7 protein-coding genes and 2 pseudogenes are annotated in these 17061 nt (G+C 64.8%); 7 read left to right on the top strand and 2 right to left on the bottom strand.

Annotated elements, in window-relative coordinates:
* Positions 1-148: 148 nt before the first annotated feature.
* The 4 genes from F753_RS37420 (at position 149) to F753_RS37405 (ending at position 12685) form a co-directional block, all read left to right on the top strand.
* Positions 149-8698, top strand: coding sequence for a GH36-type glycosyl hydrolase domain-containing protein (locus tag F753_RS37420; protein ID WP_023445525.1), 8550 nt, complete (start codon positions 149-151; stop codon positions 8696-8698).
* 401 nt (positions 8699-9099) lie between these two features.
* Complete coding sequence (locus tag F753_RS37415) at positions 9100-9633, top strand: REP-associated tyrosine transposase (protein ID WP_023445523.1); 534 nt, start codon at positions 9100-9102, stop codon at positions 9631-9633.
* Between the two features lie 292 nt (positions 9634-9925).
* Positions 9926-11932: a peptidase U32 family protein gene (locus F753_RS37410; RefSeq protein WP_023445522.1), complete on the top strand. Its 2007-nt coding sequence runs from the start codon at positions 9926-9928 to the stop codon at positions 11930-11932.
* Between the two features lie 87 nt (positions 11933-12019).
* Positions 12020-12685 carry a hypothetical protein gene (locus F753_RS37405; RefSeq protein WP_245218657.1) on the top strand — a complete coding sequence of 222 codons (666 nt, stop codon included), beginning with the start codon at positions 12020-12022 and terminating at the stop codon, positions 12683-12685.
* A gap of 84 nt (positions 12686-12769) precedes the next feature.
* Here the strand turns inward: F753_RS37405 and F753_RS37400 are convergent, their stop codons facing one another.
* Positions 12770-13960, bottom strand: a complete 1191-nt coding sequence (locus F753_RS37400; RefSeq protein WP_023445520.1) for a sugar transporter — start codon at positions 13958-13960, stop codon at positions 12770-12772.
* Between the two features lie 361 nt (positions 13961-14321).
* On the opposite strand from F753_RS37400, the gene F753_RS37395 reads away from it, so the two are divergent.
* Entirely contained in the window at positions 14322-15185 is an 864-nt protein-coding gene (locus F753_RS37395; RefSeq protein WP_023445519.1) for an SDR family oxidoreductase, read from the top strand.
* Between the two features lie 181 nt (positions 15186-15366).
* On the top strand, positions 15367-15963 hold the full coding sequence (locus F753_RS37390; protein ID WP_023445518.1) for a hypothetical protein: 597 nt from the start codon (positions 15367-15369) through the stop codon (positions 15961-15963).
* Here the strand turns inward: F753_RS37390 and F753_RS37385 are convergent.
* Positions 15960-16693 (bottom strand): annotated as a pseudogene (locus F753_RS37385) (DUF72 domain-containing protein). The gene F753_RS37390 and the pseudogene F753_RS37385 sit on opposite strands and share 4 nt — an antisense overlap.
* Positions 16694-16795: 102 nt before the next feature.
* Between F753_RS37385 and F753_RS0124980 the strand changes: the two are divergent.
* Positions 16796-17061 (top strand): annotated as a pseudogene (locus F753_RS0124980) (ion transporter); the annotation flags it as partial.

Here is a 17061-nt window from a genome sequence, read left to right as displayed (position 1 = left end):
CTGGTGCATGCACGAGGCCGTACGGCGATTTGGCAGAAACCGGCAATCGGTTTCCCGTTGTTCCGAAAGCTTGCCGCCGTGGTTCCTCCCGACAGGAGCCGGCGCACTAACGCCTGTTCCCCTATCTCCGCTAGTCGGACAGGCGCTCATGACCTCAGTTTTCCGTCACATCCTCGGGCGCCATCAGCGTTCGCCCGTCTGGAGCGATCTCGCTCCCGTTCGCGATGAGTTGTTCGGCCCGGAGCGGCTCGAGCATCACGCCCGGAGCCTGGCCGCCGCCCAGCCGGTCACCCCTCGCCCTCGGGCTGTGCTGCCGCTGCACGCGCGCTTGAACGACAACGCGACGGTGCTGCTGGCGGCTTACCGCGCCAGCGCCGCCGAGCTGGAAAGTGGTCGCAGCGTGGTACCCGCCGCAGAGTGGCTGCTGGACAACTACCACCTGGTCGAGGCGCAGATCCGCGAGATTCGCGACGACCTGCCGCCAGGCTTCTACCGCCAACTGCCCAAGCTGGCTGACGGGCCTTTCGTCGGCTATCCCCGCATCTTCGGCCTGGCCTGGGCGTTCGTGGCCCATACCGACAGTCATTTCGATCCCGAGACCCTGCGCCGTTTCATCAATGCCTACCAGCAGGTCCAGCCGCTGACGATCGGCGAGCTGTGGGCTGTGGCCATTACCCTGCGCATCGTCCTGATCGAGAACCTGCGTCGTCTGAGCGATCAGATCACCGATGGCCGGGCAACCCGAATGGCCGCCGACGAGATGGCCAACCGGCTGCTCTCGGCCAGCTCGCCGGAAAAGGCGCTGGACGATGAAATTGCCGCGCGTGGCACGGCGCCGTTGTCCGAGGTCTTCGCCGCGGAACTGGCCAAGCGCTTGCGCGACCAGGACCCGCGCACCACGCCGTCACTGGGCTGGCTGGAAGAACAGCTGGGCCGCCAGGACACCTCCATCGAACAGGTGGTACAGCACTCGCAGCAGCGTCAGGGCGCCTCCAACGTCAGCGTGCGTAACGTCATCACCAGCATGCGGTTGATCTCCGATATCGACTGGACCGAGCTGTTCGAAGACGTCAGCCTGGTGGATGAGCGGCTGCGCGGCGGCAGTGCCTTTGCCGCCATGGACTTCCCGACACGCAACCTCTATCGCAGTGCCATCGAGCAACTGGCACGCGGTTCCAGCGCCAGCGAACTGGAGATAGCCGGCGCCGCGCTGGACGCCGCCAACGCCGCCAACGCCGCGCCTAGCCGTGACATCGCCGACGACGAGCGCGTGGCCGACCCCGGCTACCACCTGATTGGCGAAGGCCGTCTCGGTCTCGAACGCAGCCTCGGCTTCCGCCCACCACTGGGGCTGCGCCTGAGCCGTTTTCACGTGCAGCTGGGCATCGTCGGCTATGTTGGCGCCATCCTCCTGGTTACCACCCTGCTGCTGTCCCTCGGGCTGCAGGCGATGGGCGGTGCCGGCGTGGGCGCGGGCTGGCTCGCGCTGCTGGCTCTGGTCGCCTTTCTGCCGATCACGGACCTGGCCTCGGCGCTGGTCAACCGCGTGGTCACCTGGCGTTTCGGCGCCAGCACGCTGCCGGGCCTGGACCTCACCGCCGGTGTGCCGCAGTCGATGCGCACCCTGGTCGCGGTGCCGACGCTGCTGACCAATGAAGCGGACCTGCTGGAACAGATCGAGCGAATCGAAGTGCATCACCTGGCCGGCGCCGGGGGCGACCTCACCTTTGCCCTGCTCACCGATGGCCTGGACGCCGACCAGGAAACTCTCGACAGCGACGCCCGGCTGCTGGAGGTCGCGGTCGATGCCATCGCGCGACTCAACCAGCGCTACGGCCCGGCGCCCGGCGGCAGCCGTTTCCTGATTCTGCATCGGCGCCGGCAGTACAACCCCAGCGAAGGCTGCTGGATGGGCTGGGAGCGCAAGCGCGGCAAACTGCATGAGCTGAACCAGCTGTTGCGTGGCGCGACCGACACCAGTTACATGCCCCTGGCCGGCTGCACGCAGCGGATTCCCGCGGATGTGCGTTACGTGATCACCCTGGACGCGGACACGCGCCTGCCGCGTGATGCCGCCATGCGCCTGATCGGCAAGATGGCGCACCCGCTGAATCGGCCGCGATTCAGCGTACCCGAACAGCGGGTGATCAATGGCTACGCAATTCTTCAGCCGCGTGTCACGCCGTCGCTGCCAGTGGGCCGCGAAGGCTCCTTCTATCAACGGGTGTTCTCCAGCCCCGGCGGCATGGACCCCTATGCCGCCGCCGTGTCCGACGTCTATCAGGATCTGTTTGGCGAAGGTTCCTACACCGGCAAAGGCATCTACGACATTGACGCCTTCGAGGCAGCGCTGGCCGGACGAGTGCCGGAAAACAGCATGCTCAGCCACGATCTGTTCGAAGGTGTGTTTGCCCGCGCGGGACTGGCGACCGACGTCGAGGTGGTGGAAGAGTTTCCCTCGCGCTACGACGTATCGGGCAAGCGCCAGCACCGCTGGACCCGCGGCGACTGGCAGCTGCTGCCGTGGATCTTCGGCGCGCGCCGCGGCCCCCAGGCATTGCCCATCATCGGGCGCTTCAAGATGCTCGACAACCTGCGCCGCTCGCTGTTGGCGCCGCTGAGTCTGCTCGCGCTGGCCCTGTGCTGGATGCTGCCCCTGCCGGCGGCCCTGATCGGCACCCTGCTGGTGCTCGGGGCGCTGGCAATTCCCGGGCTGCTGCCGCTGTGCTTCACGCTGCTGCCATCTCGCAGCGGCGTCAGCGCGCAAAGCCATCTGCACCGGCTGCTCGGCGACCTGCGCATGGCCGCCTCACAAACCCTACTGAACCTGGCATTTCTGCCGGACCAGGCCTGGCGCATGAGCGATGCCATCGTTCGCACGCTGTCACGGCTCTATGGCAGTCGCAGCCACCTCCTGGAATGGACCACCGCCGCGCAATCGGCCATCAGTCCGCGGCTGAAACTGAGCGGGTTCTACCGCGGCATGGCCGGCGGCACCGTGCTCGGTGTCGGCGTTGCACTGCTGGCGCTGCTGGTCGCACCGGCGTCATGGCCGCTGGTGCTGCCGTTCGCCCTGCTCTGGCTGGGTGCTCCGGCGCTCGCGCTGTGGGCCAGCCGCTCACCACGCGTCGCCCCCAGTCAGAAGCTGGCTGATGCCGATGCCCAGGAGCTGCGCCTGATTGCACGGCGCACCTGGCGCTTCTTCGAAACCTTCGTCACCGTCGCCGACAACATGCTGCCGCCGGACAATTTCCAGGAAGACCCGAAGCCTGTAGTCGCACGCCGAACCTCGCCCACCAACATGGGGCTGTATCTGCTCTCCACCGTTGCCGCACGTGATTTCGGCTGGGCCGGCACGCTGCAGACGCTCGAACGAATGGAAACGACGCTGGACAGCATGAGCCGGCTGCAGCGACACCGCGGCCACTTCTTCAACTGGTACGCCACCGAGGACATGCGCGCGCTGGAACCCGCCTATGTCTCGGCCGTGGACAGCGGCAATCTCGCCGGCCACCTGATCGCCCTCGCCAATGCCTGCGAAGAATGGCTCGACCAGCCCCAGGCGCCGCATGCCCGTCAGGGCCTGCACGACAACCTGATCCTGGCGCGTCAGGCCATCGCCGCGCTGCCGGCAGCCAATGGCGAGCGCGGCCAGCCGTTATTCGGCGTGCTCGATGAGATCGCCACGCAAATAGGCGACACGCAAGCCCTCGACACCCGTTCGGCAACACTTCGGCAATTGGCCGAGAAAGCCGCTCGCGTCGCCCAGGAAATCTGCCCATCCGCTACGGATGACGAAGATGCCCAGGCGCTTCACTTCTGGATCAACGCCCTGTGCCAGGCGCTGGCCGAACACGGCCGTGATCGCCAGCAATCCGCCGAGTCGCTGGCTGCAATGCAGGCACGCCTGCGCGGTGTCGCCGCCAACGCGCGGCAGATGGCGCTGGATATGGACTTCGCCTTTCTGCTCGACCCCGAGCGCAAGCTCCTGTCGATCGGCTACGGGCTGGCCGACAACAGCCTGGACCCCAGCTGCTACGACCTGCTGGCCTCCGAAGCACGCCTGGCCAGCCTGTTCGCCATTGCCAAGGGCGATGTCACCACGCGGCACTGGTTCCGCCTGGGCCGCACGGCGACACCGCTGGGTAATGCATCCGCGCTGATTTCCTGGTCGGGCTCGATGTTCGAATACCTGATGCCGTCACTGGTCATGCGTGCCCCGGCGGGCAGCCTACTGGAGCAGACCAATCGACTGGTCGTGCAGCGCCAGCAGGAATACGGCAATGACCACCACGCGCCCTGGGGCGTTTCGGAATCGGCCTATAACGCCCGCGATATGGAGTTCACCTACCAGTACTCCAACTTCGGCGTGCCGGGCCTGGGCCTCAAGCGGGGGCTGGCAGAAAACCTGGTCATAGCCCCCTACGCCACCGGGCTCGCGACCATGGTCGACGCAACCGGTGCGCAGGCGAACTTCCGGCGCATGACGGAGATGGGTGCGCTCGGGCGCTACGGCTTCTTCGAAGCGCTGGACTTCACCCCGACACGCCTGCCGGATGGCCAGGCGTTCGTCATCGTGCGCAACTACATGGCGCACCATCAGGGCATGACCATCGTCGCCATCGCCAATACCTTGCAAGACGGCCAGATGCGCGCACGCTTCCATCGCGAGCCGATGATCCAGGCCTGCGAACTGCTGCTGCAGGAACGCATGCCGCGCGATGTCGCGATCGCCCACCCGCGTGCCGAAGAAGTGAAGATTCGTGCCGTCGAGGGCGGCGGTGATCCGCAATCACTGCGCCGCCTGAAAGGCTCAGCCGCGAGCGGCGCGCCGGTTACCCATCTGCTCAGCAACGGCCGCTACGCCGTGATGCTCACCGCAGCCGGTGCCGGCTACAGCCGCTGGCGCGACCTCGCGATCACGCGCTGGCGCGAGGACGTCAGCCGGGACGACTACGGCTCCTTCGTCTTCCTGCGCGATACCGAGGACGGCAGGGTCTGGCCCGCAGGCGGACAGCCGCTGGGCAGCGATGCGCTCAGTCACGAGGTGATATTCGGCGAGGATCATGCCGAGTTCATTCGTCACGATCTGGACCTGACCACCACGATGGACGTGCTGGTATCCGGAGAGGACGACAGTGAAGTGCGCCGCGTCTCGCTCGCCAACAGCGGTCGCGAGGCGCGGGACATCGAACTGACGTCCTACAGCGAAGTGGTGCTGACCACCCCCGCCACCGACAACGCGCATCAGGCGTTCGCCAAGCTGTTCGTGGTGACCGAATACCTGCCCGAGTTCGGCGCCTTGACCGCCACCCGCCGCCTGCGCAGCGAGGGCGAGCAGCCGATCTGGGCCGCGCACTTCGCCGTGGTAGAAGGCGAAATCCTATCCGACCCGCAGTATGAGACCGATCGTGCCCGCTTCATCGGCCAGCGACCGAGCGTGGCCGCTGCCGCGGTGGTCGCCGAAGGCCAGCCGCTGTCGAACAGCGTCGGCACCGTGCTCGACCCGATCTTCTCGCTCAAGTACCGGATCAGGGTGGCGCCGGGCAAGGTCGCCCGCGTGGCGTTCTGGACCCTGGTCGCCGACTCGCGTGACGAGCTGCTGAGCCTGATCGAGAAGCACCACGACCGCAGCGCCTACGACCGCGCCAAGACCCTGGCCTGGACTCAGGCCCAGGTGCAGCTGCGCCATCTCGATATCAAACCGGCCGAAGCCGCCGACTTTCAGCGCCTGGCCGCGCCCATCCTCTATGCCGACCCGCAGTTTCGCGCGCCGTCGGCCGCGGTCATCCAGGGCGCCGGCGCCCAATCCGGCTTGTGGCCTCACGCGATTTCTGGCGACCTGCCCATCGTGCTGCTGCGCATTGACGATATCCAGGACATCGCCCAGGTCCGCCAGTTACTCCGTGCCCATGAGTACTGGCGGATGAAGCGCCTGGCGGTGGACCTGGTGATTCTCAACGAGCACGCCAGTTCCTATCTGCAGGATCTGCAGATCGCCATCGAAACCGCGGTGCGCAGCAGCCAGTCGCGTCCGCGCTTCGGCGCCGAGCTTGCCCAGGGATCGGTGTACATGCTGCGCGCCGACCTGTTGAGCGGCGAGGCACGCGCCCTGCTGCGCAGCGTCGCTCGCGTAGCACTGATAGCCCGCCGCGGGCCGATCGACAAGCAGCTGGCCAACACATTGCTCCTGGGCGACGCCGTGGCAGCGCATTTCGCTACCCCGCCCTCGCGGCCGGTCGTTGCGACACCGGGCCCTACCGGCAGCGAACTGGCGCAAGGGCTGGAGTTCTTCAACGGCCTCGGCGGTTTCGACAAGGACGGCCGCGAATACGTGACACTGCTGGAGTCGGGCAGCACGACACCAGCGCCCTGGATCAACGTGATCGCCAACCCGCGCTTTGGCTTTCAGGTCTCGGCGCAGGGCAGCGGCTATACCTGGGCGGAAAACAGCCGGGAAAATCAGCTCACGCCCTGGTCCAACGACCCGGTCACCGATCCCTGCGGCGAAGCCTTCTATGTACGCGACGAACGCAGCGGCGCGCTGTTCAGCCCAACCGCCCAACCGATTCGCGATGACGGCCTCTATGTGGCGCGGCACGGCCACGGCTACAGCCGCTTCGAGCACCAGGCCGAAGGCATTGCGCTGGATCTGCTGCAATACGTCGCCCTTGGCGACCCGATCAAGATTTCCCGACTGACGCTGCGCAACCTGTCATCCGAGCCTCGCCGACTGTCGGTCACCAGTTATAGCGAATGGGTGCTCGGCACCGCCCGCGGCGCCTCCGGGCCTTTCATCGTCACCCAGCGCGACGCCAGCAGCGGCCTGTTGCTGGCGCACAACCCCTGGAGCAGCGCCTTCCCCGGGCGTATTTCATTCGCCGATCTGGGTGGACGACAAACGGCCTGGACGGCTGATCGCAGTGAATTCCTTGGTCGCAACAGCGGCCCCGCCACGCCGGCGGCGCTGCTTACTGGCAAACCGTTATCCGCCAGCGTCGGCGCAGGCATGGACCCTTGCGCGGCATTGCAGTGCGGGGTCCAGCTCGCCCCTGGGGAGAGCGTCGAGATCGTCGCCTTCCTTGGCCAGTGCGCGTCGGCTGATGAGGCGCGTGCGCTGGTCGAGCGTTATCGCCAGGCCGATCTCGACGCAGTGCTGCGTGAAGTCACGGACCACTGGCACCGCGCCCTTGGCTCGGTACAGGTGAAAACACCGGACCGGGCGATGGACATCATGCTCAACGGCTGGCTGCTCTACCAGACCCTTGCCTGCCGCATCTGGGCGCGCTCGGCCTTCTACCAGGCCAGCGGCGCCTATGGCTTTCGCGATCAGCTGCAGGACGGCATGGCACTGACCTTTTCCCAGCCCGAGGCCACCCGCAGCCACATCCTGCGCGCGGCCAGTCGCCAGTTTCCCGAAGGCGACGTACAGCACTGGTGGCTGCCGCACTCCGGTCAGGGTGTGCGCACGCGCATTTCCGACGACCGTGTATGGCTCGCATTCGCCACGGCAACCTATGTTCAGGTTTCCGGCGACGCAGCGATTCTCGAAGAGCCGGTGAGCTTTCTCGAAGGACCGTTGCTCAAGCCCGGCGAGCACGATGCCTTCTTCCAGCCGATGATCGCGGACGAGGCTGCCTCACTGTTCGAACACTGCGCTCGCGGACTCGATCAGTGCCTGGAGCTGACCGGCGAACTCGGCCTGCCGCTGATCGGCGGTGGTGACTGGAACGACGGCATGAACCGCGTCGGAGAAAATGGCAAGGGCGAGAGCGTGTGGCTCGGCTGGCTGCTGCTGCGCACCATCGAACTCTTCGCGCCGCTGGCTGAGCAGCGAGGCAGCGTGGCTGGCGCCCAGCGCGCCGAACGCTGGCGCGAACACGCCCTGGCACTTGCTGATTCGCTGGAAGAAAAGGCCTGGGATGGCGAGTGGTACCGCCGCGCAACCTTCGACGACGGCACCTGGCTGGGCTCCAAAGACAGCGACGAGTGCCGCATCGACTCCATTGCTCAGTCCTGGGCGGTGTTGTCCGGCGCAGCGGACCCCGCCCGCGCGAAACAGGCCATGGCTTCCGTGCAGCACCACCTGATCCGCGAGCATGACAGTCTGGCCCTGCTGTTCACCCCGCCATTCGACAAGACGCCGAAGGAGCCCGGCTACATCAAGGGATATCCGGCGGGCCTACGCGAGAACGGCGGTCAATACAGCCACGCTGCGATGTGGGCCATGCTCGCCTTTGCCAAGCTCGGTGATGGCGATGCAGCGTGTGGGATGTTCAAGCTGCTGAACCCGATCAATCACGCGCTGACACCGAAAGAAAGCCAGCGCTACAAGGTCGAACCCTACGTGGTCGCGGCGGACGTCTACGGCGTGGCACCGCACAACGGCCGCGGCGGCTGGACCTGGTACACCGGCGCTGCCGGCTGGATGTACCGCGCCGGTGTCGAAGGCATCCTCGGCATCCGCCGCGAAGGTAACTGGCTGTTCATCGACCCCTGCATCAGCAGCGAATGGCCGGCATTCGAGGCCAACATCACTCTGGGCGAAACCCGCTATGCCATCCGCGTGGAAAACCCCGCGCAGGCCAATCGTGTCATCAAGCATGCGCAGTTGAATGACAACACCCTCGAATGCGATGAGGGATGCGTGCGGCTTGCGCTGGATGGGGGGCAGCATCGGCTGCTGCTGACACTCTGAGTGTCGTGTAGCTGGGTCGATCCACGCTGCAGGGTAGCAACGGCCGGGACGCTCTTGCGTCCTGGGCCTCACAGTAAGTGCAACAGTTAACAGCTGGGGCGGCCTGCCCCTAACGATTGTTGCGCTTGGGTAGTGCCGCAGTGACGCCGGGCGCAGCTGCGTGGGGCGCCGGCCAAGACGCTCCGCGTTCATTCCTTCAAGGTATGTGCATCAACCAACAGCCTGGACAAACCGAGCTTGCCCAACATCGCCTGTTGGGGTTGTATGTGCACAGTAACGCAGAGCGTCAAGCTGATGGTCCTGTTCAGAAGCAGGAGCCACCCGATCGTTCCCACGCTCCCGCGTGGGAACGTCAGCTCTGGACGCTCCAGCGTCCGGACACCAAGTTCAAGGAAGAACTCATGGGTCGTAGCCGCTACGTCATCACCGAACCCGACCGACCTCACTTCCTCACCTGCACGGTGATGGAGTGGCTGCCACTGTTCAGCCGCCCCGCGCTGGTCGAAATCGTCCTGGACTGCTGGCGTTACCAGCAAAAGCACCAAGGTTTACAGCTCTACGGCTATGTGGTCATGGAAAACCACCTGCATTACCTGGCCCAGGCCGACGACCTTTGCCGCTGTGTTGCCAGTTTCAAATCGTTCACTGCGCGAAAAGCCATCGAGCACCTGCACAGCATCGGTGCGACAAAGGCGCTGGAGCGATTGCGTGTCGCCAAACGGATGCACAAACATGACCGCGAGTATCAGTTCTGGCAGGAAGGGAGCCATGCCGAACTGGTGTGCAGCGAGGCGGTGATGCACCAGAAACTGGAGTACATCCATTACAACCCCGTCAGGCGGGGCTACGTAGATCTAGCGGAACACTGGCGCTATTCAAGCGCACGCAACTATGCAGGCGCACCAGGGCTACTGAAAATCGCTCGCTGGGCTTGAATCCGTAGGGACGCGGAGCGTCCCGAGCGGTGCTCCCACGCGGGAGCGTTGGAGCAATCGAATTCTTGCAGGCGGGCGAGCCGCGCCCCGACCGCCTCGAATTCCACCACGCAGCAGCAGCTGACTTTGATCGTTCCCACGCTCCCGCGTGGGAACGCCCGCCCGGACGCTCCTGCGTCCTCACCCAGCACTTGGTCACGGTTGCGCGCCCTTAAGCTCGCCCAGCGGCCACCCCCAAACCGGCCGCAAGCCATTACAATGCGCGACTTTCGATTCAAGTCCGGTCCGCGCCATGTCCCTTCCCAAGCACCATCTCGAACTGCTCGCCCCCGCCCGGGATGCCAGCATTGCCCGCGAGGCCATCCTGCATGGCGCCGATGCGGTGTATATCGGCGGCCCGAGCTTCGGTGCGCGGCACAACGCCGAGAACAGCGTGGCGGACATTGCCGAGCTGGTGAAATTCGCCCACCTGTTTCATGCGCGGGTGTTCGTCACCATCAACACCATCCTGCATGACGACGAGCTGGAAGCTGCGCGCACGCTGATCCACCAACTGTACGAGATCGGCGTCGACGCGCTGATCGTGCAGGACATGGGCATTATGGAGCTGGATATTCCGCCCATCGAGATTCATGCCAGCACCCAGACCGACATCCGCACGCTGGAACGGGCCAAGTTCCTCGACAAGGCCGGCTTCTCGCAGCTGGTTCTCGCCCGCGAGCTGAACCTGCAGGAAATCCGCACGATTTACGATGAAGTGGATTCGACCCTGGAGTTCTTCATCCATGGCGCGCTGTGCGTCGCCTTTTCCGGGCAGTGCAATATCAGCCACGCGCAGACCGGGCGCAGCGCCAATCGCGGCGACTGCTCCCAGGCCTGTCGCCTGCCCTACACGCTGAAGGACGATCAGGGCCGCGTGGTGGCCTTCGAAAAGCATCTGCTGTCGATGAAGGACAACAACCAGAGCGCCAACCTTAGCGCCCTGGTCGACGCCGGCGTGCGTTCGTTCAAGATCGAGGGGCGCTACAAGGATGTGAGCTACGTGAAGAACATCACCGCTTACTACCGCCAGCGCCTGGACGGCATCCTCGCCGAACGCCCTGACCTGGCCCGCGCCTCCAGCGGCCGCACCGATCACTTCTTCGTGCCGGACCCGGACAAGACCTTTCACCGCGGCAGCACCGACTACTTCGTCACCGACCGCAAGATCGACATCGGCGCCTTCGACTCACCGACTTTCACCGGCCTTGCGGTCGGCGAAGTGCTCAAGGTGGGCAAGCATGACCTGACCGTGCAGACCCGCGAGCCCCTGTCCAATGGTGATGGCCTCAATGTGCTGATCAAACGCGAAGTGGTGGGTTTCCGCGCCAGCGTGGTCGAGCCGCTGAAGCAGTTCGAGGAAGACGGTCAGTCGTTCTGGCAGTACCGCGTCGAACCCAACGAAATGCCCGCCGCCATGCGTCAGGTGCGCCCGAACCATCCACTCAATCGCAACCTGGACCACAACTGGCAGAACGCGCTGCTCAAGACCTCCGCCGAGCGCCGTATCGGCGTACGTTGGCTGGCAAAATTGCGCGCCGATGAGCTGGAGCTGCACGTCACCAGCGAGGAAGGCGCCTATGCCAGCGTGTCGCTGGCCGGCCCGTTCGGCGAAGCGAAGAAGCCCGAGCAGGTGCCCGGCCAGATCGCCGATCTGCTGAGCCAGCTGGGCACCACCATCTACCACGCCGAAGAAGTCGAAGTGGATGCACCGCAGGCCTTCTTCATCCCCAACTCGCAACTCAAGGCGCTGCGCCGCGAAGCCATCGAGGCGCTGGGCGAAGCGCGCGAAGCCATCCGTCCGCGCGGCGGGCGCAAGCCGGTCAGCGTGCCGCCGCCGGTCTATCCGGAGTCGCACCTGTCGTTCCTCTACAACGTCTACAACGAGAAGGCCCGGGCGTTCTATCACCGCTACGGCGTGCAGCTGATCGACGCGGCCTACGAGGCCCACGAGGAAACCGGCGAGGTGCCGGTGATGATCACCAAGCACTGCCTGCGCTTCTCCTTCAACCTCTGCCCGAAGCAGGCCAAGGGCGTCACCGGCGTGCGTACCAAGGTCGCACCGATGCAACTGGTGCACGGCGACGAAGTGCTGACCCTGACCTTCGACTGCAAGCCCTGCGAGATGCACGTGGTGGGCAAGATGAAGGGCCATATCCTCGACCTGCCGCTGCCAGGCAGCGGCAGCGGCAGCAGCGTGGTCGGGCACATCACGCCGGACGATCTGATGAAGACAATCCGCAACAAGCCGCACGCCTGACGTCCATACATCCGGGGAGGCGCTGCCGTGACTGTACTTGCGACATGGGCAGAGATCCGCTCGCTCTATCGACAATGCCAACCCGGCGTGTTCACGGCGAGCTTCACGCATGGCGGGCTGCGCATGGTCTGGCCTTCCTGGGCGCTGACGCTCGCTGTCGGCATATTGCTGGTTGGGACCTTGCTCAATAGCCAGTCACCTTTGCAGGGGTTGGCTGCCATGGCCGGCGCACTGCTTGCTCTGTTTGGCATGCTGCTGGCCCGGGAGCGCTATTGCGCGTGGTACTACCGGGATATCTATGCCCGTGAAACGCTGAACCGCTACGGTTTTCTACGCCGCGAAGAACTGCTGCGCTACGCACTATTCCGAAATACCCTTGTAGAGCGCGGGCTCAACGCAGCGGACATTCAGGAGTTGGCGCGCATCGCCGAGATCGCCGGCCCGCCACCTCAGGAACGCTGGGTCTCCCAGAATCTCGTCATCGTCATGCTGGTTTCGGCGATCGTCAGTCTGTCGACGGACGTCATCAAGCTAACCGATACCTGGATCGCCGGAAAAGGCATCGTATTCGTGCTGGCGTTAGCCACGGTTACATATGTGGTTCTAGCCCTGTTGGACGGCATCCGCAGCAACCAGCATCGTGACCGGGTAATCGGCCGCTGCCTGGAGCGTGCGGCATTGGATATCGCACGCACCCATGCCGCCCACAGCACACCGCAGGCATCTTTCGAAAGCACCGCTACGCATGAATAGCCACAGCTTTCCAAGCTAACTCTGCGGAAACCTGCTGATCCCACCGCAACAACCAAGCCCGACAGCGGATCACACGTAGCCCAGCTACACCGCCGTGCCGCTGGCAGGCCTGGCTAAGCGATAGGTCGCAAAGCTGCAAAGCAACAGGCCGGCGACAGCGAGCAAGCCGGCGGCCACGCCAATCTCACGCAACCCCAGATGGCTGACAACGAGGCTGCCGAGCAAGGCGCCGCCGCCGATTCCGACGTTGTAGATGCCGGAGAACATGGCCATGGCAACGTCGGTCGCGTCCGAAGCCAGGTTCAGTACCTTCGATTGCACGGCCAGGCCGAAGCACATCCCCGCGATCCCCCAGATCACCACCACCGCACCGAGCAGCGAACTGTCAAGCGAGGCTGGCAGCAACAGCAGCAGGCAGCTCGCCATGACCGAGATCGCCACGATCAGAAAGCCCCGTGGATAGCGTCCGCTGTATCGGCTGAACAGCAACGAACCGAGCAGACCGGCACCGCCGAAGAGCAACAGCAGGACGGTGGTCATGTCGCCGCTCAGGTGCGCGACGGTTTGCGCAAAGGGCTCGATGTAGGTGTAGGCGGTGAATTGCGCGGTGATGACCAACGCGGTCAGCACATAGGCGGTCAACAGCGCAGGGCGTTTGAACAGCACCGGCAGGCTGCGCAACGAACCGGAGTTCTGGCTCGGCAGCGATGGCAGCGTCCGCGCCAGGACGACCAGCACCAGCGCGGCGATCACGCCGATGGCCAGGAAGGTGGTGCGCCAGTCCAGCGCCTCGCCCACCACGCGCCCCAGTGGGATGCCCAGCACCATCGCCAGCGCACTGCCGGTCGCCAGCAGGCCCAGGGCTTGCGCCTGCTTGCCTGCGGGCGCGACACGCACCGCCAGCGATGCGGTGATCGACCAGAACACCGCGTGCGCCAGGGCGATGCCGATCCGGCTGAGCATCAGCATGCCGTAGCTCGATGCCACGCTCGAAACCAGATGGCTGCCGATGAACACCACAAAGACCAGTATGAGCAGCGTGCGGCGCTCGAAATTGCGCGTCAGCAGCATCATCGGCAGCGACATCAGCGCAACCACCCAGGCGTAGATGGTCAGCATCAGCCCGACCTGGGATGGCGGCATGTCGAACGAGCGGCCGATGTCACTGAGCAGCGCCACAGGGACGAACTCGGTGGTGTTGAAGATGAAGGCGGCCAGCGCCAGTGCGATCACGCTGAGCCAGCTGCCGGCCGGGGAGCTTTGCAATTCGTTCATGGAGAAGTGGGTCTGGTATCGATTCAGTCGAAGCAAAGCGCGACGAATGAGCGTGTAAGGGCGACGGTTCCTGCCCGAATGCCATGACACACGCGGCCCGCACGCGCGAAGCGAGCAGGAAGGCAGCGGGAGCAGATGGAGTTAGGGACGGGACAGTCGAAGCGGCGCGGATTCTACGCCCGCCATCCACTGATGTCAGGTCGCAAACGTGCGCCACGACGAGTGGCCGCAAAGGCGTCGCTGCTGCCGGTGGTTCGTCACTGCGCTCTGCCGCTGCCTGACTTCCGTTCGGCATCCTGGCGAAACTTTCCAGGCGAGCGCCAGCCGTACCTACAGAACCCATTTCAGGACTGGAGTACGTATGGCTTACCCGAAGATTCCCGCTCAGCAGCAGGACCGTCTGCCCGGTCGCGAAACCGAAATGCACCCGCAGGCCGAGTTCATCCGCGACAGCTACAAGGGCAGTGGCAAGCTGGCCGGCAAGGTCGCGCTGATCAGTGGCGGCGACAGCGGCATCGGTCGCGCGGCAGCGGTGCACTTCGCTCGTGAAGGTGCGGACGTCGCGATCATGTATCTCGACGAACACGAGGACGCCGAAAACGCCAAGCGGATGGTGGAGGCCGAAGGCCAGCGCTGCCTGTTGATCGCTGGCGACATCCGCGACAGCCGCCACTGCAACGATGCCGTCGAACAAACCGTGAAGGCCTTCGGCCGGCTGGACGTGCTGGTCAACAATGCCGGCCGCCAGGAGGTGCAGACCCGCCTCGAGGACATCACCGACGAGCAGTGGGAGAAGACCTTCGCCACCAACATCCACGGCTACTTCTATCTCACCCGTGCCGCCCTGCCCCATCTGCAGGCCGGCGCCTCGATCATCAACACCACCTCTATCAACTCCTTTATCGGTCACCCGCTGCTGGTCGACTACACCTCGACCAAGGGCGCGATCGACGGCTTCACCCGGGCGCTGTCACAGCAGTTGATCGAGCGCGAGATCCGCGTCAACCAGATCGCGCCAGGCCCGATCTGGACGCCGCTGCAGCCGCCGTCGCTCGGCAAGCACGACCCGCAGATGCTCGAAGACTTCGGCAGCCAGATGCCCATGGGCCGCTGCGGCCAGCCGTCCGAACTGGGTCCGGCTTATGTCTATCTGGCCTGCGAGGACTCGTCCTATGTCAGCGGCCAGACCATTCATATCAATGGCGGCAAGGTGGTCAACGGCTAGCCAGCGGCCGGAAGCCGCGCCGGGGTCGAGTCGGGGGCCAGCCCTAAGCGAAGCATCGGGTAATGAGTCCAAACGGAACCATCGTGCGGCTTGCCGCGCCCAACGATCAGTACCCATGCGTTGACCGCTATCGGTCCAGACGCCCGCCACCGCAGCCTCGCTGCATATGAAAGGTGAACTCATGACCCAGATTCTAATTGCCGCTTTCGACCGCTATGCCGAAGCAGAGAAAGTGAAAGCCCAACTCGTGAGCGAGGGGGTGTCCAGCGACGACATCCAGATATCGGCATCCTTCAACAGCGACACCGTCGACAGCAGCCGTGTGGAAGTGGTCGGCGAAGAGCCGGGTGAAGACGCAACAGTGGCCGACAAGATCGGCAGTTTCTTTCAAAAGGTCTTCGGCGACGGATCGAGCCAGCATGCCGGTCGTTACCCCGAAGCGGCCCGCCGCGGATCGACCATCGTCACCGTAACGCTGGAGGACGACAGCCGGGTTTCCGCAGTCGAGCGTGTCATGGAGCGCAACGGCGCCATCGATATCGACGAGCGCAGCGCCAAGTGGGACGACGACGATGCCACCCCGGTGACCGCCAGCACCGAGACGCTGACCACCGGCTACCCGGACGCCACCTCGATCAGCGTCGACGAGCGCGAACTGGACGGCAGCTCGACACCGGATCGCGGTGCTGATTTCGGCTCGATTCCCGGCCGCGCGGAAAACGAAAAGGCTGCCCGGCGCGACAACACCGCAGGTCGCGTACGCATCATCCCGCGCTAGGGCGACCAGGCGGTTTCGTCTGCCAGCAGCGCCTGCAGTGCCAGCGCATTGCTCACCGCAGCGCCGCTGGCGGTATTGTCGAAGATGCACCAGCACGGCACGCCGGACCGAGCAGACGTCCGCAACTCACCAGCCAGCCGCTCCAGTCATTCGGCCGAGTACGCAGAATGGTAGATGCGTGGCGACCCGTGCAGTCGGTAGTAGCGCATGCCCGACCAGCCGCCCGCCTGCTCTGCTCCTGCAATTGGCGAAGGATCTGCCGCCACTCGTGCGATACGCCAACGCTCGAGCAGCTCACCGGCGTCCAGCCAGCTCGCATGCCGCGGTTCGAGTACCAGTGCACCGTCGTAGCGTGCGCGCATGGCAGCGAAGAAGTCCTCCGCCGTTGGGGATCGAAGGTCAGCGATGGCGGCAATTGCAGCAACAGGCAGCCGAGCTTTTCAGCCAGCTCGGTCGATTCGCCGAGAAAGCGCTCAAGCGCCTCGTCACACTCGCGCAAGCGCAGCTCATGGCTGATCTGCCTGGGCATCTTCACGCAAAAGCGGAAGTCCTCCGGCACGCTCGCCGCCCACTTGCGATAGGTGGCCGGACGATGCGGTCGGTAGAACGAGCTGTTGATCTCGACCACCGATAGCTCTCCGCTGTAGCGCTGCAGGTGCGTACCTTGCTCAGCGAATGCCGGCCACGCCTCGCGCGGCAGGCTCCAGCCGGCACAGCCGATACCAATCATCTTGCGCACTTAAATCCCCAACACTCCTTCCCATCGTTCCGGCCCGGTTACCTCGGTGTGCTTTAAACTTGCGCCCACCTGCCCCACGAACCCGGTTGACTCATGAAGCAGCGCGCCATCACACCCTTTCAGATCTTCATCCTGCTGCTATCGGTCTACGTGATCGGTGCGCTGGTGGCCGATCTGGTGTTCGACCTGCCCGACGACGTATCGACTCTGCTCGGGTATCTGGACAACATCGTGTGCTTCTTTTTCTTCATCGATTTCTGGATGCGCCTGCAGGAAGCCGACGACAAGCTGCGCTTCATGCGCTGGGGCTGGATCGACTTGCTGGCCAGCGTACCGGCGGGGGGGGTGGAGGGGGGCCA

This window comes from Stutzerimonas chloritidismutans AW-1 (assembly GCF_000495915.1).
Lineage (GTDB): Bacteria > Pseudomonadota > Gammaproteobacteria > Pseudomonadales > Pseudomonadaceae > Stutzerimonas > Stutzerimonas chloritidismutans.
Note: the sequence above shows the minus strand (reverse complement) of the source record. Positions and strands in the feature narration are given on the sequence as shown.

Bases quoted from the DNA above. Each gene is read 5' to 3' on its own strand.
- F753_RS37420 (WP_023445525.1), top strand. From the start codon at position 149: ATGACCTCAGTTTTCCGTCACATCCTCGGGCGCCATCAGCGTTCGCCC.
- F753_RS37415 (WP_023445523.1), top strand. From the start codon at position 9,100: ATGGGTCGTAGCCGCTACGTCATCACCGAACCCGACCGACCTCACTTC.
- F753_RS37410 (WP_023445522.1), top strand. From the start codon at position 9,926: ATGTCCCTTCCCAAGCACCATCTCGAACTGCTCGCCCCCGCCCGGGAT.
- F753_RS37400 (WP_023445520.1), bottom strand. From the start codon at position 13,960: ATGAACGAATTGCAAAGCTCCCCGGCCGGCAGCTGGCTCAGCGTGATC.
- F753_RS37395 (WP_023445519.1), top strand. From the start codon at position 14,322: ATGGCTTACCCGAAGATTCCCGCTCAGCAGCAGGACCGTCTGCCCGGT.
- F753_RS37390 (WP_023445518.1), top strand. From the start codon at position 15,367: ATGACCCAGATTCTAATTGCCGCTTTCGACCGCTATGCCGAAGCAGAG.